Source organism: Hyalangium ruber (assembly GCF_034259325.1).
Taxonomy (GTDB): domain Bacteria; phylum Myxococcota; class Myxococcia; order Myxococcales; family Myxococcaceae; genus Hyalangium_A; species Hyalangium_A rubrum.
Window position 1 is genome coordinate 302,268 of sequence record NZ_JAXIVS010000004.1, and the last position, 21,025, is coordinate 323,292.

The window sequence follows — 21,025 nt, forward strand, 5'->3', positions numbered from 1 at the left end:
GCTCCGGACGCTGGCTGCTGATTACTCGAAACGTGGCACTGGCGAAGCAGCAGCGGCTGTGGAACGGTTCAGCGCATGAGCACTGAGTGGATTCTGCGTCCCATCGAGTCGAAGGATGACGCGGCGGTGGCCTCGGTCATCCGCACGGTGATGCCGGAGTTCGGAGCCAGCGGGCCGGGCTTCGCCATCCACGATCCCGAAGTGGATCGGATGAGCACGGCATACGCGAAGCCCGGTCACGCCTACTTCGTGCTGGAGCACGAGGGCCGGGTGGTGGGCGGAGGCGGCATCGCCCAGCTTGCGGGAGGCGAGCCCGGCGTGTGCGAGCTTCAGAAGATGTACTTCCTGAAGGAAGCGCGCGGGCAGGGCCAGGGTGAGCGGCTGCTGAAGCACTGCCTGAGCTTCGCGAAACAGGCCGGCTACCAGCTCTGCTACCTGGAGACGCTGACGGGGATGGAGCAGGCGCAGAAGCTGTACCAGCGGCTGGGCTTCGAGCGGATTCCGAAGGCGATGGGGAGCACGGGGCACTTCGGCTGCAACCGCTTCTACACGCTGGATTTGAGCAAGGCCCCGCTCCCTTGAGAGGGCTAGCGTGCTCCAGAGCGGATTCCCCAGAGGGCTAAGCAAGAGCGAGCGGCTACATGATGGAGCGCTCGCCTATCAAGCGATTAATCACAGGATGAAGCCGGCAGAACGCCTGCCTGCCCGCTCTATCTCAAGACCATCAAGGGGGCGCAGGTGCCGCGACAGCAGGAGGCGGGCCACTTACCGGAACAAATGTCACCGTGGCGCTTTGTAGCGAATCCTGAGTTGTCAACTCGATTGCCGCATAAGGCCTGCCCGCAGACATGATGTTATCAAGCGACGCCGTGCCGACGAGATCATGCTCGGAGAGATCTTTATCCGAGACCTTGAGTTGAAGCGCGCTCTGCTCAGTAAGTGTAACTACCTTCTCGCTTGGGCATTGACCCTCAAACACATCTTTGCGAAGACATGTGTCCACTTGTGCGCCGTCGATCAAAACAGCAATAAGCGGGTCTGGCCTGCCATTCATTGCGTCCCAAGAATTGCCATTCGCTTTTGTCTCGGCAACCTTGAAACTCACATTCGCAAGCCTATACCTACCAGGAATGAAACCGCTGCGCTGCCAGGACAGCTTTGGACTGAAGAGTTCCTTCATGACCTTGTACTCGACGAAGATGGGGGCAGGAGTATCAGCCACGCGGAATTCGTCGTTGAACTTGGCAGGATCGAGCGCGACCGGAATGTGCCCTTTATTTTTTGCCTCTAATCCCACAAGGTGAACGTATTTCTTGAGGCTGTATCTCTTGACCGTAGCCTCGATGTCCGCACCTGCGGTGGTCAATTCGGTGGCTGCCTCTGCTGTAAAGGTGGAGAGGTCTCCTTCAATAACGACGTTGAGTGCCCAACCATAGAAGATTTTTTGTGCCACGAGAGGCACAGCTTCGAGTGGCTTTGTCGGTTCCAGAGTAGCGACTTCTTTGAGTTGGTATACTCTCAAGACCATGTATCGCTTTTCCTGTGAGAACCCTACGTTCATAGAGGAGGTCAAGAAGCGTGCATGTGCCTTTAACTTGAACTCGTTATCAAGCTGCTCAAACTGTGCAAAATATTGATTCTCGGGAACCTTCTTGTGCTTCGACGCAAATGCACGATGGCGGTTGCCAGCAGCATCGAACTCTGACAGTTGCTCATCGAACCCCATGCCCAAGAGGTCGGTTGTAGTACCCACCGGAGCAGCAAGCACGAAGGTCTGTCCTGGCGCAATCTTCTCGAAGTCAGGCTTCTCGTCTGTTGCGCGCGCGGCAAGTGGCATCGAAATACATGCCAAGAAACACCAGAGGAGCCGAAGCAAACTTTTCATGTATCTTTCCTTAAAACGTAAAATCAACTGCCGCTGCATCATTGCCGGTAGGCGTTTGTGCTTATAGCACTTCAGTGCGACTTGATCCAAAGTCGGCGGCGGCTCAAGTAGCCGAGCCTGTAGCGGGTGGCACCGCCGTTTGGGAGTGCCGTCGTTTGATGGCAAGCCTCTGTGGACAAGCCGCAACAGCCGGTGCCCAGCCTTGAGGCAGCACCCCGCGCAGACCTGGAATTCATGGGCGCCAAAGAGCGTGCAACCGTTGGTATACCGCCTACGTCACGTGTCCATAACGGACCCTCAAATGGTGTTGAGCCGAAGCGACCAGCCGCAGCATGCAGCGCTCGCCTAGCCTCTGGAGTAGCGCTCATCCTGCTTCCCCGACTTATTGCGGGCACCGCGTGAACAAGGACCTTCGAAGCTTCGTCCGCCGGACCGGCTCGTTGCCCCACTGTTCGGAAATGTCGGGGGTTTGGGGCGCGAAAAGTCCCGACATTTCCGAACAGTTACGCACTCGGGCGGCCCGACGGGCGCTGCCGTAGGCTGCTGAAGATGAGGAGACGGCAACTACACGCCTCGCACCTGCCGGCACATGACTCGATTCCCCTGCAAACGGCCCAGCGCAGGCTCCTGGGCCAGGACGCCTGCCTTCCTACTCCGACTCAACACCCTCACGTCAGTCCATGACGCCCCGATCTTGAAGGAGTTACCGTCAATCGGCCGCGTGCATTGGGCCAGCGAGTGGCTCATGTATTCAGGCTTTTCCTGTACGAAGCCGTTCCTTCGCAAAGTCGCCCAAGGGTGATGGTGGGTAATGCTCAGCAAGTTGTTTGCCAGCCTCGAAGGTGGACCTTCGTGGAGCTACCCGTGCCTATCCGGACAGGCATCCTCCAGGTTGGATGCATGGGGCCCAATTTGGTAGGTTGCCCCTCGCTATGCGGAACTTCCCTCTCTCCTGGTCTATCCTGTCTGTCGTTCTCGTGTCATCGATGGCCGTAGCCAGGGGCCCCTATGACAAGGTCGTTATCAGAACCGAGAAGATCTCGGACCACCCCGCCACCCCTACAAGCAGCGTCTACGTGTCCGGGCAAGTAGCGACCGTTCTCCGCTTCGAGAAGGACGTCGATCCGGCGAAGACGAAGCTGCTGGGGTGGGAGGGACGGTTTGAGCCGCTACTCGTGGGAAGCAAGAAGGTGGTTATCGAGCCGCTGCGTGATCTCAATCACGATGAAGCGGTGCCTCTGCTCGTCACACTCGTAGACGGGACCGAGATCCCATTCATCGTGAAGCCACCGTTCACCAAGGAGGACGGGGGTTGGGAAGGGTGGACCGACCATCAGGTCAACGTGTTCAAGGATCCCGACAGCTACAACGCGGTCCTCTCTTCCCTCTACGACTCCCTGAAAAAGGAGCGAGCGCTCAGCGAGGAGATCCAGCGGTTCAAGAAAGAAGAGAACTCCGTCGATCACGCACTCGCCACGCTGCTTGCCAGTGGCGAGGCGCAGAAGACTCCATTTGTCCGCAAGAAGGTTTTCCGTCCGAAGAACGAGGACATGGACATGGTCGTCGAACTGTTCTCCGGACCCGGCAAAGCGGCAGCGGTAGTCACCCTGAGGAACACCTACTACGGCGATTCTGGCGAGCCCTGGAAATTCGATGGTGCCTACCTGACCCGCGACTTCACGAGCTTCACGGCTCGCCCCTTCGCGCTTCGCTTGGAGCGCTCCACCATCGCGCCCGGCCAGTCAGGGAAGATCGCGGTCGTCGTGGACAAGAGCGCCTTCCGGACGAAGGACGGAGAACTTGTTGATCTCGCCCTACAGATCTTCCGTGGGGATGGTCTCCTCCAGGTAGCCGTAGCCCTGGAACACACGCTCGTTGATCAGTAGAAGTGCCGCTCATGTCCACCACCAAAGCCCTCTTGCTTGGTTCTATCGTCCTACTCGCTGTGTCCTCTGGCTGCACCACAACCGGCGGAATGTCGCTGCGCCCGGATGGCACTCCTGGTCCGCAAGAATGCCCCGAGGAAGCAAAGAAGACGATGCGAATCCTAAGGTTGCACGTTGGGGATAGCGCATTGGTAGATCTTGATGCGAACCAGATCGGGAGTCGGCGCGTCACCCTCTACGACGGACCGATCGAGAGCATCATGCAGGAAGGCTTCGGCACGCTTGAGGGGGCGACACGCTTGTACGGGCAGGTCTGGACGAGCGGGCCGCAGGTCGTCATCCGGTATTACGAAGCCCATCCTCCGGACGGCGACAAGATCCCTCTCTGCGCGGTGGCCCGGCTTGGCGATGACCAGATGCGGAAGTTGCCCGAGTCAAAGCCCGGGATGGCCATCCTTGATGGCTCCGTCGCGGCAGCCTTCATCGTTGATGCTTTCCGGTGAGCCATATTTTAGAGAACTCCTAACAAAAGTAAGGACTAGAGCCCTCTCCCAGCGAGGAAGGCCCCTTCGGAAGGGACTTTAGGTAGGGGCTCTTACTATTCTGGCGATGAGTCACAATCAGGAGGAGAACACGCGCGGAATCGTTGGTGGGCTTGTGACGGCAGGTCTACTGTTAGCAGGGTGTGGCGGCACCACGGCTATCGACGAGCCAGGAAACTTCCCCACGCGGGAGGATGAACTGCCATCGTGCAAGGCTCTCCCTGCGGACCAGGTTGGGTTTGCGTGGGCACTACATGCCTCCACGCCTGCTCATACCCTGATTCAAGCACCTGCGGTTCTGGCGAGGAGTGCTGCCTCTGGTACACATCAAGCCGGATGGAACCGCTGTTCCTCCGTACTGCGGCTACTGCGCCTAAGAAATAGAGCCACCCCTGCGTCCATGTCCAGCCCGCGTCCCACGTGCGTCGCCGGTGGTGGTGCAGTGGGCGCTCGGTCGGCTAACTTGCTGCTGTGTATCGGGACCTGTAGTTAGAGCGAATCAAATATTCCAGGAATTCCGATTTTAATTTCCATCCAAAACCTCGGAATCACTGGAGATATCAATTCGATGGCCCAAGGAGATGGCGAAGGTGAGGGGCTCTCCCCTCTCCTGCTGACCAGGCGGCCCAACTTTCCCCCTCCCTCCGGGACACCTCATCCCCATCTTGAGAAGGAGGAGGTGTCACATGGCACAGCAGCAGGATCAGGATCGCGAGAAGGTGCCCCAGAAGGTGGACTCGGATAACGCGTCGGGCCAGGGGCGCGAGCGCCGGGACGACACGGATGTGTACCCGCAGAAGCGGGGCTCCGGAGACTTCGGGACGCACGGCGGCCCCAACAAGTACGAGAAGAAGCTCGACGCGCCTTCTCGGATACCCGAGGACGAGTAGCGCTCCGTCCTACTTTCCAGGTTGCCTGGGTTCCATCCTACCCCATAGGATGGGTCGCGAATGGAACCCGCCACCAAGCAGCCCTTCGACATCGACGAGGTGCTGAAGCGCGTCCGGAAGTCCGTCCAGGGCTTCGCGGACGCGGCGATGTTCGCGCTAGCGGCTCAGGGGCACGACACGCTGTTCGAGCAGCTCGTGGCGTGCATCCTGTCCATCCGGACGCTGGACGAGGTGAGCCTGCCCACCTCGCTCGCGCTCCTGAAGCGCGCCCGCACCCCGGAGGCGATGAGCCGACTCACCCCCGAGGAGATCGACGTCCTCATCCACCCGGTGACGTTCCACGAGCCGAAGGCGAAGCAGATCCACGCCATCGCCGTGCGCACGGTGAAGGAGTTCCACGGCCAGCTCCCGTGCGACGCCCAGGTGCTCCAGTCCTTCAAGGGCGTGGGCCCCAAGTGTGCTCACCTGGCGCTCGGAATCGCCTGCGGCCATGAGGCCATCAGCGTGGACATCCACGTCCACCGGGTGACGAACCGCTGGGGCTACGTGCGGACACGCACCCCGGAGCAGACGCTGGAGGCACTGGAAGCATGCCTCCCCCGCCCCTACTGGGTGGAGCTCAACCGGCTGCTGGTCCCGTTCGGCAAGCACGTCTGCACGGGCACGCGCCCCAAGTGCGGCACCTGTCCCGTGCTGTCCATGTGCCGCCAGGTCGGCGTCCAGAGTCCGCGCTGACGTCCTACCGGTCCTGGCCCACGAGCTGCGTCATCCGCCGGGCCAGTCGCCGCCAGGGGTTGGTCACTCCTCCCGCATCCAGGGTGATCTCCCGCGAGTACCGCAGATCCTTCTCCCAACCCTGCTCCAGCTTGCGGGCGAAGGCCTCGTCCGCCACCACCATCGAGCCCTCGGCCAGCTTGTTGAGCGACAGCGCGTCCAGGTTGGTGGAGCCCACCACGCTCAGCCAGTCATCCACGAGCATCGTCTTCGCGTGCATCATCGACGCCTGGTACTCCCAGATGCGCACGCCCGCCTTCAGCAACTCCTGGTAGGTGGCCCGCTGCGAGGCGCGGATGATGGGCACGTCATGCACCGGGCCCGGCCCCAGCACCCGCACGTCCACGCCCTCGTGGGCCTTGTGGACGAGCTGCTCGAGCACCGCGTTGTTCGGCGTGAAGTACGCGTTGGCGATCCACAGGCGCTTGCGCGCGGCGGCGATGACCAGGCGCACCATCCGCTCGGCATCCGTCATCCCCAGCTTGCCATTGCTCGCCACGAAGCCCGCGCGCACCGGCCCGCGCTGAAGCGGCTCGGGCAGATCCTCCGGGTGCAGCAGGCTGCCCCCCGCCTCCTGCCACGTGCGAGAGAACTCGAGCTGCATCCGGCACACCGCCGGGCCCTCCACGCGGATATGCGTGTCTCGCCACTCCTCGGGCTGCAGGCCATCCCCGTCCCACACCTTCCAGATGCCGAAGCCCCCCGTGTAGCCAATCTTCCCGTCGACGATGACGAGCTTCTGGTGGGTGCGCCCCAGGATCCGCCCCAGCACCTTGCCCGCCAGCGGCCGGTAGTAATGCACCTCCACCCCGCACTCGGTGAGCCGGCGCTCCACCTTCTGGTCGAAGTCCTTGTCGCCGCGGACTTCCTCGCTGCCCACGGGGTCCACCACCACGCGGCAGCGCACCCCCGCGCTCACCCGCTCCCGCAGCGCCTCCACGAGCCGGTCGGACACCGGGCTCGGGCGCCAGATGTAGACCAGGACATGCACGCTCTCCTTCGCCTGGCGGATGTCCTCCAGCATCCGGTCGAACACCGCGCGGTTCTCCAGCAACTCCACCTGGTGCCCCTCCTCCAGGCACACGCCGGTGGACTGGAACAGCACGAAGGAGAACCCATCTGGCCCGGGCGGCAGGTGGAACGGGCCCTTCATCTCGTGGCGCCGCCCCTCCGTCTCATCCCACCCGTGGGCGCCCGGCTGCGGCACCACGTCGTCCAGCACATCTTCCCCCGCCGCCTCTGCGTCCATCGCCCCTCCGGCCATCCGTCCCGCCAAGCTAGGGACGCGGCGCGCCCAGGCCAGTCTGGGCAAAGCTCCCACCTGTCTTTCCGACAACGGTGCAACCCGGCATTGCCCCGAGCGGAGCGTCGTGGCGAACTGTGCCTGTCCGCCTGCCCTCCGGAGAGCCACTCATGTCCATCAATGACGCGCAGGACCCTTCCGCCCAGGAGTTGCTGTCCCTGCCGCGCCTGGCACCGCTCGTGCCCATGCTCTACGTGGCGTGGACGGACGGCGAGCTGACCCCGGAGGAGCTCCGCGCCCTGGGCGCCGCCGCCCGCGCCCAGCCGTGGTTGGACCTGCGCTCCAGCGCGGTGCTCGCACAGTGGTTGGATCCACTCTCCCCGCCCACGCCCCGCGCCCTGGCCCAGGTGCGCGAGCACATCCGCCGCACCGCCGAGCGCCTGAGCACCAGCAACCAGCAGAGCCTCGCGGAGCTGGGCGCGCAGCTGGCCGAGCTGCTCGGAGGCAAGGACGCCCTGCCCGCGCCGATGCAGGAGCTGGCGCGCACCCTGGCCCCGATGGAGACGGCCCTGGGCCTGTCTGGCGTCGAGGCCGTGCGCTCCCTGCTGCCCGCCTCCGGCCACCGCCGGGAGGCGCCCGTGTCCCAGGCCTCCTTCCACGTGGACGCGCTGCGCACCGTGCTGGAGCGCACCTACACCGCCGAGCGCGCCCAGGTGCGCCAGTGGCTCCGCGAGCCCGCGTTCCGCCACGCGGACGAGCGCGACACGGCGGCGTACCGGGCGCGGGTGTTCTCCTGGCTGGAGCAGCTCTCCGAGCGCGGGCTGGGGAAGCTGGCCTACCCGGATGACCTGACGAAGGTGGACCTGGGCGCCTTCATCGCCGCCTTCGAGACGCTGGCCTACTTCGACCTGAGCCTCGTGGTGAAGGTGGGAGTGAACTTCGGGCTGTTCGGCGGCAGCATCTACTTCCTGGGCACGGAGCGGCACCACCGCGAGGTGCTGCCGAAGGTGGCCTCGCTGGAGCTGCCGGGTTGCTTCGCCATGAGCGAGCTGGGCCACGGCTCCAACGTGCGGGACGTGGAGACGGTGGCCCGCTACGACGCGGGGACGGGCGAGTTCGTGGTGCATACGCCCTCGGAGACGGCGCGCAAGGAGTGGATCGGCAACGCGGCCCAGCACGCGCGGATGGCCACGGTGTTCGCACAGCTCGAGGTGAACGGCGAGCGCCATGGTGTCCACGCGCTGCTCGTGCCGCTGCGAGACGAGAAGGGGCGCCTGCTGCCGGGCGTGCGGGTAGAGGACTGCGGGCTGAAGATGGGGCTCAACGGCGTGGACAACGGGCGGCTGTGGTTCGACCAGGTGCGCGTACCTCGCGAGAACCTGCTGGACCGCTTCGCGCAGGTGAGCGCGGAGGGCGAGTACACCAGCACCATCACCAGCGCCTCCAAGCGCTTCTTCACCATGCTGGGCACGCTGGTGGCGGGCCGGGTGAGCGTGGCGTGCGGAGGGCTGAGCGCGACCAAGAGCGGCCTGGCCATCGCCATCGCCTACGGAGACCAGCGCCGGCAGTTCGGCCCGGCCGGAGCCGACGAGGTGCGGCTGCTGGACTACCAGACGCACCAACTGAAGCTGCTGCGCCCGCTGGCGACCACCTACGCCTTGGACTTCGCGCTGAAGTACCTGGTGAAGCGCTACGTGGGGCGCACGGAAGCAGACGCGATGGAGGTGGAGGCGCTGGCCGCGGGCCTCAAGGCGTACGCCACGTGGCAGACCACGCGGACGCTGCAGGTGGCGCGCGAGGCGTGCGGCGGCCAGGGGTATCTGGTGGCCAACCGACTGCCCTCGCTGAAGGCGGACACGGATGTATTCACCACCTTCGAGGGCGACAACACGGTGCTGATGCAGCTGGTGGCCAAGAGCCTGCTCACCGGCTATCGGCAGCAGTTCGCGGACGACCGCGTCTTCACGGTCATGCGGTTCATCGTGGAGCGGGCCTCGGGCGCGCTGTCGGACCGCAACCCGTTCCAGGTGCGGCGCACGGGCAGCGAGCACCTGCGGGATGGGGACTTCCAGCTGCGAGCGCTGCGCTTCCGGGAGGCGGACCTGCTGGCCTCAGCGGCGCGGCGGCTGCGCAAGCGCCTGGGCACGGGCATGGACTCGTTCCAGGCGTTCAACCAGGTGCAGGACCACCTGCTGACGCTGGCGCACGCGCACGTGCAGCGCGTGGTGCTGGAGCAGTTCCTGGCGGGCGTGGAGCAGGTGGAGGACCCGGCGGTGAAGGCGGTGCTGGGGCGGCTGTGTGACTTGTACGGCCTGGGCTGCCTGATGGACGCCAGCGGCTGGTTCCTGGAGAACGAGCACATCGAGAGCGGCAAGGCCAAGGCCATCCGCAAGGAGGTGTCGCGGCTGTGTACGGAGGTGCGGCCGGACGCGGTGGCGCTGATTCAGGCCTTCGGGATTCCGGACGCGTGCCTGGATGCGCCCATTGGCCTGGGGCACCTGTCGCCGTGAGGTGGACAGTGGCGCGAGGACGCGGCTGACGCGGGCGGGGGCCGGTAGCACACTGCCGGCTCCTATGAATCGACTCCCGCTGTTGCTGACGCTCGCGCTGCTGACCGGCTGTGCCACCACTTCGGGGGCTCGGAACCTCACCGCTGAAGAGGAGAACAAGCGGCTGGCCCGGGCCTTCATCGAGGAGATCTACAACCAGCGCCAGCTCGACCGCATCCCCGTGTACGTGGCGCCGGACTTCGTGGACCTGTCCCAGAACGCCTCACCGGAGGACCGTGGGCCGGACTCCGTGCGCAAGCAGGTGGAGCAGAGCATTCAGGCGATTCCGGACCTGCGGTTCGACATCCAGCACCTGATCTCGGAGGGAGACCTGGTCCTCATCCACTGGAAGGCGACGGGAACGGACGCGAAGGCGGTGGACGAGGCGGGGCAGCCCCGACCGCTGACGCTCCACGGACACTCGCTCTTCCGGATGCGCGCGGGGCAGCTCCTCGAGTCCTGGGACATCACCGACCAGCTCGGCATGCTGCTCCAGCGGGGCTACAAGCTGCTCCCCCCGCCGGCCGTCTCCGCCCCTTGAGCCTTGGCTACTGCACGCTGGAGGGCGCGCGGAACACCTCTCCGTCGAGCCCCTCCAGCACGAGACTGGCGTTGTTGGAGGGCGACACCCGCAGCGTGGCTCGGGGCTGACCCAGGCGGTCCACGAGCAACAACCCCGGCGAGCCATGCTCGTCCGCGCCGAGGATGGCGCGCGGCCGGCCGTCCCCATCCGCCAGCTCCAGCCGGGACGAGCCATCGGGGAACATGCCCACGGCGAAGAACTCCGTGCCGCCGTTCTTCGCGAACGCCAGGCGCGGCGCCTCATCCGAGTACACGGTGAGCTCGGCCAAGGTGTTGCCCTCGGCGGTCGAGAAGCGCAGCTTGGGCGAGCCATCCTTCGACACGCCCAGCAGGGCCCGGGGGTTGCCCGCGGCATCGTTGAGCACCAGCCCCGAGTAGCCCTCCCGCTCGGCGGAGAGCGTGGCGCGCGGACGCCCCTGGGCATCCGCCAGCGTGAGCCGGGACACCACCAGTTCCTCCTTGTCCCCGCCCTGAACGAGCGCGGCGCTCACTGCCACGGCCGCCAGCACCAGCGCGCCGACGGCCACGCCCTGCATGCGCCGGTAGCCACGCTCCAGACGCTCCAGCCGCGAGTCGAGGTTCTCCATGTGCGACGGCCTCCCGAACGAGCCCACTGAGGCAGACCCGGACGGGGAGAAGCTAACGAACCTCCGGGCACAATGCGCGCCCCTCTGTCCGCCAGTGACGCGAAGCGCACCCGGAGAGTGGCTCCCCGAGGGGAGGCGCCCTATCGGGAGGCCTGGAGGTGTCATGCCCCGAAGTCTTCTGCTCCTGCCCCTGCTCCTCGTGCTCGCCGCGTGCGCGCGCAACCCCGTCACCGGCAAGCGCCAGTTCTCGCTGGTCTCCCAGGGGGACGAGATCGCCATCGGCCAGCAAGCGGCCAAGGATGTGCAGCAGTCCATCGGCCTCGTCGCCAATCCGCAGCTCCAGCAGTACGTCTCCACCATCGGCCTGTCCATGGCGCGCCAGTCGGAGCGACCGGACCTGCCGTGGAGCTTCCAGGTGGTGGATGACCCGGCGGTGAACGCCTTCGCACTGCCGGGCGGCCCCGTCTTCGTCACGCGGGGGTTGATGGCGCACCTCAACTCGGAGGCGGAGCTGGCGGCGGTCATCGGCCACGAGATCGGCCACATCACCGCCAAGCACTCGGTGAGTCAGATCTCCAAGGCGCAGCTGGCGCAGTTGGGGCTGGGCGTGGGCGCCATCCTCGAGCCAGACCTGGCGAAGTACGGCCAGCTCGCCTCGGCGGGGCTGCAGCTCCTCTTCCTCAAATACGGGCGCGACGCCGAGAACCAGTCGGACGAGCTGGGCTTCCGCTACATGGTGGCTCAGGGCTACGACCCGCGCGAGATGCAGGACGTCTTCGTCACCCTGGGCAAGGTGGGCGAGGCGAGCGGCGCCGGCCGGCTGCCCACGTGGCTCGCCACGCACCCCAACCCCGAGGACCGGCTGGAGAAGACGCAAGAGCGTCTCGCCCGGCTCGGTACGCTCCCGGAAGGCAGGAAGGTGGTCCAAGCCGAGTACCTGCGGATGCTCCAGGGCCTGGCGTACGGAGAGAACCCCCGGCAGGGCTTCTTCCGGGGCAACCTCTTCCTCCACCCGGAGCTGCGCTTCCAGTTCGAGTTCCCCCAGGGCTGGCAGACCGCGAACCAGACGCAGGCGGTGCTCGGGGCCAGTCCCCAGCAGGATGCCCTGGTGGGGCTGGGCACGGTGGGAGGCCTCTCACCGGAGCAGGCCCTGCAACAGTTCTTCTCGCAGCCGGGCATCGCCCCGCTCGTGGTGCCGGCGACGGGGCTTCCCCCGGCCACGAGCTACTTCGAGGCCCAGACGGAGCAGGGCGTCATCCGCGGCCTGACGACCTTCCTCTCCTGGCGAGGAGGGACGCTGCAGCTCGTCGGCTACACGGTGGCGGCCCAGCTCCCTCAATATGACTCCGCCTTCCGAGCCACCTTCGCCAGCTTCCGGGAACTGACCGACCCGGCGGCGCTGGCGGCGCAGCCCGCGCGCATCGAGCTGGTGACGCTGGACCAGGCGATGACGCTGGAGCAGTTCCAGGCCCGCTCCCCATCCACCGTCTCACTGGCGGAGCTGGCCCTCATCAACGGCGTGCAACCGGGAGAGACGCTCGCGGCCGGAAGGCTGGTGAAGCGTGTGACGGGGGGCGTGTCCCCCAGCCCCTGACATTCTGTGCGAGGCTGTCGGGCACAACCCTTCCCGGTGGTGCCCCCATGCGCCTGCTGCCCCGCTGCCCAGGGACGGCGGGGGCAAGCCCGCGGGAGACGCCTGCGCCAAGCCGTAGTCAGCGCCGGTCCCGCTGGAGATCCGAGAGGATCTTCTTCAGGTACCAGGTCTCCTCCTGGCCGGGGAACCGCTCCTTGAGCGCCATCACGTGCCGCGCGAGCGACTCCTCGGCCTGGACTCGGGGCAGGGGCGTGTTTCGGAACCAGGCGCGCCGCAGCCGCTGGGCCTCACTGCCTCGGAGCACCAGCCCCACGACGACCGCGAACCCGACCAACCCCAGGATGATGAGCGCCGTACTGCCGTCCACACAACCTCCCCACGAAGGATCCGCAGGAGTCTACTCAGCCCGGTGACACGCGGCGGGCTTCCTCGCTCAGTACAGCTTCCACCACTTCTTCTTCGGGGGATCCTCGGGCTTCGGAGGCTCCTCCGTGGGAGCCGGACCGCTGGCAGCCGGAGGGGCAACGGGAGCGGCGACGGTTCCAGGCTTCGGAGCCGCCGCGCCCGGCTTGCGCCAAGGCAGCTCCACCGGCTTGCGCCCATGCTTCCGCTCCAGCGCCCGGGCCTTCTCCTGGAACACCTTGCCCTTGGCCGGGTCCACCATGGCCACGTAGTGGGCGAAGCCCACCGCGGACGCAATCACGTCCGTTGAGCCATTCCACTGCTTGCCCTCGGGCCCGCTCTTCTCGAGCTGGTGCAGCAGGGCCCGGAAGCGCCGCAGCGTCTCGCGGTCCACGCCGGGCTTGTCGTTGACGACGACGCCCGTCACCTCCTGCTGCCCGCCCCGCCGCAGCACCCGCGTCTTGTCCGGGTGCGGAGCGAAGTCCTCCTTGCGGATGACGAAGCGCGCCAGCCGCAACATCTTCCCCACGTCCCCACCGCCCGAGCGGGGCGCGGAGAACGTCAGGTCATCCGCGTAGCGCGTATACGTGAAGCCCAGCTTGCGCGCCGCGCCCTGCAGCCGTCGGTCGAGCCTGAGGCACAACAGGTTCGTCAGCGCCGGAGAGGTGGGAGCGCCCTGCGGCAGCCGCCGCCCGCCCTGCGCCACGAAGTAGCGCTGTCCGTCCAGCTCCACCTCCTCCACGTCCGGCTCGGTACACAGCAGCGCCAGCGCCGTGGCCGTCGCCTCGCTGTAGCCCAGCTTCACGAAGAAGCCCTTCACCCGGGGGTAGCGCACCGTGGGGAAGAAGTCCTTCAGGTCCAGGTTCACCACCACGGATGCGCCCACGTGCGGCCGCGCGTTGCTGACGATGGAGCGCCCCGGACGAAACCCGTGCGCCGCCTCGTGCATGGGCAGCTTCTCCAGCACGTTCTCCAGCACCCAGTGCTGCGCCGCCTTCAGCCGGGGCCGGGGCGCGGAGATGAGCCGCAGGCCGCCCGTCTTCTTCGGCAGCGCGAAGCGCACGTAGTTCGTCCGCGTGGCCACCTGACGCGCGTAGCACAGCCCTCGCAGCTGCCCCACCGTGAGCCCCAGCGCCTGCGCCAGCGCCTCCGGCGTCTCCAGCTTCGGCAGCCCCTGGCGCTCCAGCTTCGTCGCGTCCGGGGTGCGCTGGCTCAGGCCTCCCGACACCCCGCGCCCGAGGAAGAGGATCTCCTTGGCCTTGCGCGCCTTCCACGCCTCGGCCCGCGCCACCCGCTCGCGCTCGCGCCGCTCCTTCGTCTCCTTCTGCTTGCGCTTGCTCTCGGCCAGCCGCTTCTTGCGCAGCTCCTTCTTCAGCCGCTCCAGGTTGCCCAGCCGGCTCGCCTCGCCCGTGAGCGCGCGAATCTGCCGCTCGAGCTCCGCCTTGCGGTGGACCTCGTCCCGAGGGTCTCCAGGCGCGCCGCTGCGCGCGGGCCAGAAGCCCAGCCGCACCATCTCCTCGAGGATGACCTCATCCTTCGAGCTGTGCTGGATGCGCTCGTACAGCTCCTGCCGATTCCGAGGGGGTTGTTGGGCCATTTCGCTCTCATGAAGAGAGAGGAGGGTCCGTCCACGCGGCGGTCCGAGAGCACCTTCGTACTGCTCTCAGGACTGGCTCGTCTCGACTCAAGCCGTACGCCCTACCCCGGGGCCTATGGATTCACGGAATCCAAACCGCCATAGCCCTGGGGTAGGGATGTACGGCACAGTCAAGAGCGGGCCAGTGAATCATCACAAGCCATCAGGCAAGGACGGCGAAACGCCGCCCGGGTTGCAAGGTACCTGCCCTCTGACCGCCGCGTGCGCGAACCCTCCCTCCCTTCATGTCCGATACGACTTCGAGTGCTGGAGCCGCAGCGCGAGCAGGTGCTCGCATGGCCCCTTGAACAACTTGTTCTGCTGGAAGAAGTTGCAGGTGCACTCGCCGAAAACCATACGCTGGTCCGCGTCGAGTCGCAAAGACGGCCGTAGCACCTTGCTCCCCTCTTTCACCGAGCCCGAGAGCTCCAGGGAGCCATCCACATTCGAGGGCCGAGCCTGCACCGTCACCGCCCGCTCCGTCAGGAAGCGCGAGGCCTTCTCCTCACGCTCGTTGGAGAAGCGCAGCTTCTCCATGGGCAGGGGCTCGCGGCTCAGCTCGCGCGCCCGGTACACGTTCTTGTTCAGGTCCCAGATGGCGCGGCCCGCCTGCGTGTAAGCGCCCAGCGCGCCCAGCACCGTGGCCCGGTCGAGCCCCAGCCGCGCCGCCAGCGCCTCCGGCGTCTCGCGCCAGTTCTCCTTGAGCGCATCGAAGACACGGCGGCGGGTGAACTCGTCCACCTCCGTGCGCGGCGCCATCAGGTCGAAGTTGCCCGAGGTGGACCAGTCATTGGCCGTCCACCCCGACAGCCCCAGGGTGAAGGACAGGTCTCCGAGGTCCGCCACATAGAAGGAGGGCATGCCGCTGCCCAGCAGGTGAACGGTGAAGCTGCGCGCCACGGGCAGGAGCCGCTCCAGGATGAGGAGCCGCCGCCGGCCCCACACGCGGATGTCGTGCGTGCCCTCGCCCTGGAAGATGGAGCGGGGGCACGTCACCTCCAGGTTCCACGGCTCGAACACCACCTTCACCGGCTGCCCCGGCGTGAGCCGGTAGCGCATGGAGCGAGGCCCCTGCTTCTCCTTCCGCCGCTTGAGGACGAAGAGGAAGTTATGCACGTCCATGGGGTGCAACACCACGCGCGTGGCCTGCAGGCTCATGGCCGAGTTCACCTGCAGGAACCCGCGCACCCACGAGTCCGGCAGGTCGATCTTCACTTCCTTGTAGGCCTCGTCCACGCCCGTCTGCGTGGTGAAGCCCGTGGGGTCCACCTCGAAGCGCGTCGTCTTGTACGAGCGAATCTTCTGGAACTCGTCGTACAGCACCGAGGAGTAGTCCACGTTGGTGGTGCCGCAGGAGAACTCGCCGATGTTCTGGAAGACCTCGTAGCTGGCGCCCAGCCGGCCGTAGCTGGACTCGTCCTGGCTGAAGCACTCGAAGAAGGCCTCGTCCGGGTGGACGGTGACGACGGGGTCGAACACGAACCAGAAGTCGCGGTTCTTCTCGTAGAGGTAGTTGAAGTAGCGCTGGCGCGCCTGCATGAAGGGGCGCATGCGCGAGACGCTCTGCCGCTCCAGCTCCGCCAGCTCCTCGCGCAGGGATTTGATCTGACGGACGACGCCCTGGCGCTGGGCCATGATGGTGTCCAGGTCCGCCTCTTCCTGCTTGGCGGCCCAGGCCTTGTAGGCCGTCTTGTCCTTGGGCTTGAAGCGCAGGTCCGACACCACCACGCTGTGCAGCGCGGAGATGGCCTCGCGGAAGGCCACGTTCTGCCGCAGCTCGCCGGAGAAGAACGTGGGCGGACGCTTGGTGTCCGGAGAGAAGGACAGCTCGGTGCGGTCGCCCCGGTTCTCGACGGAAGAGCTACCCCGGTAGGCGTACTCAAACTCCACGGCGGACCTCCACCGGCTTGACGCGCACGGGAAGCGGAATGGCGGGCTGTGCCTTGCCGATGGCGAGCATGGCCTCCAGCGCCGCGGCGCGGTTCTCTATAGCAATCGTCGCTGACAAGCGGTGCAGCACATCCATGGCGTGACGGCCCGCCACCTCGTTGCGCAGGCCCTCGCGCCGCAGGAACTCCAGCACGCGGCCGCGCGCGGCGCGCCCCTTGTTCACCTGGCTGAGCACGCGGACGAAGTACGGCACCAGCTTCTCCACCAGGGGCATGTTGCCGGTGGCGAAGCGCTCCAGGTAGTGCGTGGCGAAGAGCTGCACCGGCGGCGCGGGGTGCTCGGACAGGCGCAAGAGCAGCTCCGGTCCGTCCGCCTCGCGGAAGGAGCGCGCCAGCAGCTCCCGCCCGAACGTCTGCACGTCCGGACGCACGCTGTCCGCCACGGAGACAAGCACCTCCAGGGTGTAGTCCTCGGGAGCGAAGCGCTCGCGGAAGTAGCGGAAGGCGAAGGCCCGCGCATCCTCCCAGCGCGTGTCCAGCAGCCGCACCGCCGTGGCCAGGTCCGCGCGTACCTGGGGCACATGTGCCTCCAGCCAGCGCCAGGTCCACTCGCGCACGCGCAGCACGTCATGGCCCGCCAGCTTCACCGCGCGCGCGACATCGACGGTCAGCTCGTTGGCACGGCGCTCGAGCAGCTCCGCGCCCAGCCCCTGCGCCGCGGAGTCCTCCGACTCCAAGAGCCGCCACACCGTCTCGACGGACACGGCCCGGAACGCGGCGGACAGCTCGCCGCCGAGGAGCGCCGCCACATGCTCCGGCACGCCCTCGGGCAGCCGCCGACGCAGCAGCGCCGCCACGAGGGTCTCCACCACCCGCGCGCCCGCATCCACATCCAAGGCCACCAGCCGCGAGAGCAAGGACCGGATGCCTTGGCGCACATCCGGATGGGGACTGGAGGCCAGCCGCCCGAGCACCGCCTCGTTCGCGCGGAAAGCGTCGTCCGGCATCTTCCCCAGCAGGCGCAGGCCGAGGGTGCGCAGCGAGGCGCTCCCGGACTGGAGCAACTGGTTGAGCACCTCGGGAGGCACCGGCTCGGCGCGCAGGTCGCGCCGCAAGAGCAGCTCGCCGCCCAGCTCCTGAATCTCGACGAGCGGGTGGGCCAGCAGCTCGAGGATGATCTCAGCGCCCGGCGGCCGGGCCAGGGGGCCAAGCGCGGCGAGCACCATCTGCTTCACATCCGCGGCCAGTGGGCCATCGTTCGGGCCCAGCTTGCGCGCCGCCTGGAGCAGGTGGCGGATGAACGCCTCCGCCACGGCGTCCGAGAGGACCGAGCCGCGCAGCAGGCTGGCCACGTACTGGCGTGTCTCCGTCTGGGGCGAGATGGCCAGCGCGGCGAGGAAGGACAGGTCCTTCAGCAGCACGTCCCGCAGCGCGTCCAGCCACCGGAAGGCCTGGCGGCGAGCCGGCTCGTACGAAGAACCGGCGGCGGCGAGCACCAGCGCCCGGGGCTCTCCCCGCGCGTTCACCCGCGCCACGGCCAGCTCCAGGCCGAGCTGCGCGGTGGGCGCGTAGGGGCGCTCCAGCATCATCACCACCGCGTCCGTGTCGAGCTGAGCGAGGAAGTCCCGCTGGTCGCGCAGCGCGCGCGCGGCGAAGGCATGCACGGGCGCGCAGCGGCTCTCATCCACCAGGTGCATGAGCCCCTGCGGCGTGCGGTCCCACAGCGTGGGGAAGCTCTCCTCGCGCCCCAGCGCGCCCGCCTCCGGGCGCCTCGTGTAGAACTCGAGCCGCTGGTCCACGGCCACGTAGCGCCCGCCTGGCTCCATGCGGTGCAGCACGTGGTTGAAGGCCCAGTAGGGGTGGAAGGCATCCCAGTGCAGCTCATAGCGACCGCGACCGATACCTCGGGTCGTGGTGCGCGGCGCCACCGCGTCCGCGTCGGTGAAGGGCAGCAGCACGCCCACCGCCATCCGCACGTAGTCCGGGTCCTCGAGCTCGCCCAGCCGCCGCAGCGTGCGCCACGCGCGGCGCCGCAGGAAGATCCGCGTGGCCCGGGTGTAGCCATCGCGGGGGCTGCGGCTGGTGGAGCGCTCCTTCTCGTACCGCCAGGCGATGAGGCCGAACACCTCGCCATCGCGGCGGTACTCGGCCATCTTGAAGACGTAGCGCAGCGCCTTCACCGCACCGCGCTGGAGAGGAGCTGTCCGCAGCACGCGCAGCAGCGAGGGCCGCACTGCCTCCGAGTCCACCAGGTACACCAGCTCCAGCACCGCGTACGCGTCCTTGCCGCCCGAGGCCAGGTGCGCATCCAGCGCCTTGCCAAAGGCCTCCGCGTTGCCAGCCAGCGCCGCGTCCCGGAGCGCCGGAGGCAACTTGCCCATCAAGTCCTGGCGGAACTCGCGGCGGGTGGACTCGTCGGAGAGCTGAAGCAAGGCCTCGGTGGCCATGCGCCGCACCATGTCCGGCGTGCCCGGGTCACCATAGAGCCGCCCAAGCGCGGTCACGGAAGCGTGCGAGCCCAGGCGCCCGAGCGCCGCGGCGACGCAGTAGGCACGAAGCGGCGTGGCCCGCTCCAGCATGGGCAGGAGGATGGGTTCCGCGGCGCGCAGGCGCAGCTCCCCCACGCGCCAGATGACGCGCTCCAGGGGCCGAGGTTGAGCCCTGACCTCGGAACTGCGGAACCAGCGGCGGGTGCTGACCTCCTGCGTGAGCTGCTGGAGCAGGATGCGCTCGCGGGCGGAGGCCCCAGGAGGCGCGGACGGTGCCACCGGGGCCGCGGGCGGAGCCGCCGTCGCCGTCGGTCCGGGCACCGGAGCCCGAGGTGGCGCGGGAGGCAGCCCCGTGGAGGGGTGCCCGGCGCGCACGTAGCCGGTCTCCAGCTTGGACTCGACGAGCTTGTCGAAGGCCCGGCGCGCCTCCGCCATGGACACGGGCGCGGGCGTCTTGGTGCCATCCTTGAGGGCGGTGCCACGCCGGCCGTAGCGGAAGTTGACGACGTACTGGCCCGCCCCCACCTCGAGCAGGTCCACCTCATACACCTTGTCGCTCTTCCCCTCCTGGAAGAGGAGGGTGACCTGTTCGAGGAGCTTCACGTCAGTTCACCAGCTTCTTGATGTCGCCGTAGGCCCGGTAGAAGCCGCCACGCGCGGACTCGCGCACGCCCTCGACCACGTAGCGGGCGCCAGCCTCGCGGATGTCCTTGGGGAACTGCACGTGCCAGTCCTTCTTGTAGCCCTGGGACACCACGCGTACGCGCACGTGGCCGCCGTCCTCGTAGCACTCGACCACCACGCCCGAGCCCGCGCTGCGCGTGGTCTCCACGGTGCCCACCTGCGCGGCCGCCATCGGCTTGGGCGCCTTGACGGTGACCGTCTTCGGCACGGTGCCCTTCTGCGCGGCCTGGATGGCGGCCTCGCTCGCGTCGATGCAGGCCAGCGAGCCGTCGGTGGTGACGATGTAGAGCCGGTCCTTGAAGAACTGCATCGAGAACGCAGAGCCGCAGCCGGTGGACAGCTTCCACAGCCGCTCGCCCTTGTCGTTGAAGCAGTACACGCTGGACATGTTGTCGCCAGCGAAGACGTACTTGCCGTCCTCCACCGCGGCGCAGGAGAACGCCGCCGCGTCGCACTTCATCACCGGGCCCTCGCCGCCCTTCTTGGTGAAGCGGTGGACGTAGCCGGTGTTGGTGCAGGCGTAGACGCTGGACTCCTCCTGCCAGCCGAACATCACGTGGCCCTTGGTGGGCTTGGACCAGATCTCCCGGCCGTCCTCCCAGTCGTACATGGTCACGCCCTTGGCGTGGCCGTGGTACATGCCCACCTCGTCACAGCGCACCATCCACGCGTGGGTGCCCTGGCTCTGGCGCGTCCACTGCGACTCGTCCTCGTGGTTGATGGCGGTGAGCTTGCCGTTGGCGTCGGAGACGCCGAGCACGGCGTCCTTGATGTCCAGCCAGAAGATGTCCACGTCCTCGGCGATCTCGTACGCCTTGCGCGGCACCTTGCCACCCAGGTCATACACGTTGCCGTCGTCGCACCCGGCGTAGAGCCAGCGATCATCGGCGACGATGCACTTGACGCCCTCGGGCAGGCGGAACTGGTTGAGCACCTTGCCGTCATGGCTGAGCGAGTAGATGTGGCCGCTCTCGTTGCCAACCCAGCAGCGCGCATCATCCACGAAGACGCCGAAGGTGCGGTCGCCCGTGTTGAACTTCCAGAGGATGGGGGCCTGGGTGGCGGAGGAGGTGCCGCTGGTGATTTCGCGGCGGGTGACGGAGCGCTTCTTGCGCATGCCCATGACGGCGGGCGCGTAGCCCTTCTTCGTCTTCTCGGCGATCTTCTTCTGGGCCTCGGCGAGGGCCTTGTCGGCGCTGGGGAAGTCGGTGACCTTGAGCTGGCCTCCGTCCCCGATGCGGCCGTAGCGGATGGAGAGCTTCTTTCCCTCCACCTTCACTTCGTAGAACTTGTGCGAGCTACCGCCGTCTTCCGAAAGCTCCAGGTACGTCAACTGATCGGCCATTCCCGTGGTCCCCTCGAGGCGAACGACACGGAGCGTAGCCTTTTGAAC

General features: G+C 67.0%; 16 protein-coding genes. 8 read left to right on the plus strand and 8 right to left on the minus strand.

Annotated elements, in window-relative coordinates; translation table 11 throughout:
- The first annotated feature begins 75 nt into the window (after positions 1–75).
- Positions 76–582, plus strand: coding sequence for a GNAT family N-acetyltransferase (locus tag SYV04_RS13455; protein ID WP_321546135.1), 507 nt, complete (start codon positions 76–78; stop codon positions 580–582).
- Between the two features lie 142 nt (positions 583–724).
- On the opposite strand, the gene SYV04_RS13460 is transcribed toward SYV04_RS13455, so the two are convergent.
- Positions 725–1,885, minus strand: a complete 1,161-nt coding sequence (locus tag SYV04_RS13460) for a hypothetical protein (protein WP_321546136.1) — start codon at positions 1,883–1,885, stop codon at positions 725–727.
- Between the two features lie 932 nt (positions 1,886–2,817).
- Here SYV04_RS13460 and SYV04_RS13465 point away from each other — a divergent pair.
- The 4 genes from SYV04_RS13465 (at position 2,818) to SYV04_RS13480 (ending at position 5,938) form a co-directional block, all read left to right on the plus strand.
- Entirely contained in the window at positions 2,818–3,771 is a 954-nt protein-coding gene (locus SYV04_RS13465) for a DUF2381 family protein (protein WP_321546137.1), read from the plus strand.
- 11 nt (positions 3,772–3,782) lie between these two features.
- Positions 3,783–4,274: a serine/threonine protein kinase gene (locus SYV04_RS13470; RefSeq protein WP_321546138.1), complete on the plus strand. Its 492-nt coding sequence runs from the start codon at positions 3,783–3,785 to the stop codon at positions 4,272–4,274.
- Positions 4,275–4,999: 725 nt separating this feature from the next.
- Positions 5,000–5,203: a hypothetical protein gene (locus SYV04_RS13475; RefSeq protein ID WP_321546139.1), complete on the plus strand. Its 204-nt coding sequence runs from the start codon at positions 5,000–5,002 to the stop codon at positions 5,201–5,203.
- A gap of 60 nt (positions 5,204–5,263) precedes the next feature.
- Positions 5,264–5,938: an endonuclease III domain-containing protein gene (locus SYV04_RS13480; protein ID WP_321546140.1), complete on the plus strand. Its 675-nt coding sequence runs from the start codon at positions 5,264–5,266 to the stop codon at positions 5,936–5,938.
- A 4-nt stretch (positions 5,939–5,942) separates the two neighbouring features.
- Here SYV04_RS13480 and SYV04_RS13485 read toward each other — a convergent pair whose 3' ends face one another.
- Positions 5,943–7,226: a phospholipase D-like domain-containing protein gene (locus tag SYV04_RS13485; RefSeq protein ID WP_321546141.1), complete on the minus strand. Its 1,284-nt coding sequence runs from the start codon at positions 7,224–7,226 to the stop codon at positions 5,943–5,945.
- Positions 7,227–7,390: 164 nt separating this feature from the next.
- Between SYV04_RS13485 and SYV04_RS13490 the strand changes: the two genes are divergently transcribed.
- Positions 7,391–9,730, plus strand: a complete 2,340-nt coding sequence (locus SYV04_RS13490) for an acyl-CoA dehydrogenase family protein (RefSeq protein WP_321546142.1) — start codon at positions 7,391–7,393, stop codon at positions 9,728–9,730.
- A gap of 64 nt (positions 9,731–9,794) precedes the next feature.
- Positions 9,795–10,310, plus strand: a complete 516-nt coding sequence (locus tag SYV04_RS13495; RefSeq protein WP_321546143.1) for an ester cyclase — start codon at positions 9,795–9,797, stop codon at positions 10,308–10,310.
- Between the two features lie 7 nt (positions 10,311–10,317).
- On the opposite strand, the gene SYV04_RS13500 is transcribed toward SYV04_RS13495, so the two are convergent.
- Positions 10,318–10,938 carry a hypothetical protein gene (locus tag SYV04_RS13500; RefSeq protein WP_321546144.1) on the minus strand — a complete coding sequence of 207 codons (621 nt, stop codon included), beginning with the start codon at positions 10,936–10,938 and terminating at the stop codon, positions 10,318–10,320.
- Between the two features lie 163 nt (positions 10,939–11,101).
- On the opposite strand from SYV04_RS13500, the gene SYV04_RS13505 reads away from it, so the two are divergent.
- Positions 11,102–12,532, plus strand: a complete 1,431-nt coding sequence (locus tag SYV04_RS13505; protein WP_321546145.1) for a M48 family metalloprotease — start codon at positions 11,102–11,104, stop codon at positions 12,530–12,532.
- Positions 12,533–12,650: 118 nt separating this feature from the next.
- Here the strand turns inward: SYV04_RS13505 and SYV04_RS13510 are convergent, their stop codons facing one another.
- The 5 genes from SYV04_RS13510 to SYV04_RS13530 all read right to left on the minus strand — a co-directional run bounded on the left by SYV04_RS13510 (position 12,651) and on the right by SYV04_RS13530 (position 20,977).
- A complete protein-coding gene (locus SYV04_RS13510; protein ID WP_321546146.1) occupies positions 12,651–12,899 on the minus strand; it encodes a hypothetical protein in 249 nt (82 codons plus the stop codon).
- A 66-nt stretch (positions 12,900–12,965) separates the two neighbouring features.
- The gene (locus SYV04_RS13515) at positions 12,966–14,531 is read right to left on the minus strand and encodes a reverse transcriptase family protein (protein WP_321546147.1); all 1,566 of its coding nucleotides are present in this window, start codon (positions 14,529–14,531) and stop codon (positions 12,966–12,968) included.
- 282 nt (positions 14,532–14,813) lie between these two features.
- Positions 14,814–16,460, minus strand: coding sequence for an SWIM zinc finger family protein (locus SYV04_RS13520; protein ID WP_321546148.1), 1,647 nt, complete (start codon positions 16,458–16,460; stop codon positions 14,814–14,816).
- Complete coding sequence (locus tag SYV04_RS13525) at positions 16,450–19,551, minus strand: WGR domain-containing protein (RefSeq protein ID WP_321546149.1); 3,102 nt, start codon at positions 19,549–19,551, stop codon at positions 16,450–16,452. Before SYV04_RS13525 ends, SYV04_RS13520 begins: the two co-directional genes overlap by 11 nt.
- Before the next feature lies 1 nt (position 19,552).
- Complete coding sequence (locus tag SYV04_RS13530; protein ID WP_321546150.1) at positions 19,553–20,977, minus strand: WGR domain-containing protein; 1,425 nt, start codon at positions 20,975–20,977, stop codon at positions 19,553–19,555.
- Between the last annotated feature and the right edge of the window lie 48 nt (positions 20,978–21,025).

What these genes read in the sequence shown, in the direction of transcription:
- SYV04_RS13475 (WP_321546139.1), top strand. Translation starts at nt 5,000, where the DNA reads ATGGCACAGCAGCAGGATCAGGATCGCGAGAAGGTGCCCCAGAAGGTG.
- SYV04_RS13490 (WP_321546142.1), top strand. Translation starts at nt 7,391, where the DNA reads ATGTCCATCAATGACGCGCAGGACCCTTCCGCCCAGGAGTTGCTGTCC.
- SYV04_RS13500 (WP_321546144.1), bottom strand. Translation starts at nt 10,938, where the DNA reads ATGGAGAACCTCGACTCGCGGCTGGAGCGTCTGGAGCGTGGCTACCGG.
- SYV04_RS13455 (WP_321546135.1), top strand. Translation starts at nt 76, where the DNA reads ATGAGCACTGAGTGGATTCTGCGTCCCATCGAGTCGAAGGATGACGCG.
- SYV04_RS13485 (WP_321546141.1), bottom strand. Translation starts at nt 7,226, where the DNA reads ATGGACGCAGAGGCGGCGGGGGAAGATGTGCTGGACGACGTGGTGCCG.
- SYV04_RS13465 (WP_321546137.1), top strand. Translation starts at nt 2,818, where the DNA reads ATGCGGAACTTCCCTCTCTCCTGGTCTATCCTGTCTGTCGTTCTCGTG.
- SYV04_RS13515 (WP_321546147.1), bottom strand. Translation starts at nt 14,531, where the DNA reads ATGGCCCAACAACCCCCTCGGAATCGGCAGGAGCTGTACGAGCGCATC.
- SYV04_RS13505 (WP_321546145.1), top strand. Translation starts at nt 11,102, where the DNA reads ATGCCCCGAAGTCTTCTGCTCCTGCCCCTGCTCCTCGTGCTCGCCGCG.
- SYV04_RS13460 (WP_321546136.1), bottom strand. Translation starts at nt 1,885, where the DNA reads ATGAAAAGTTTGCTTCGGCTCCTCTGGTGTTTCTTGGCATGTATTTCG.
- SYV04_RS13480 (WP_321546140.1), top strand. Translation starts at nt 5,264, where the DNA reads ATGGAACCCGCCACCAAGCAGCCCTTCGACATCGACGAGGTGCTGAAG.
- SYV04_RS13495 (WP_321546143.1), top strand. Translation starts at nt 9,795, where the DNA reads ATGAATCGACTCCCGCTGTTGCTGACGCTCGCGCTGCTGACCGGCTGT.
- SYV04_RS13470 (WP_321546138.1), top strand. Translation starts at nt 3,783, where the DNA reads ATGTCCACCACCAAAGCCCTCTTGCTTGGTTCTATCGTCCTACTCGCT.
- SYV04_RS13530 (WP_321546150.1), bottom strand. Translation starts at nt 20,977, where the DNA reads ATGGCCGATCAGTTGACGTACCTGGAGCTTTCGGAAGACGGCGGTAGC.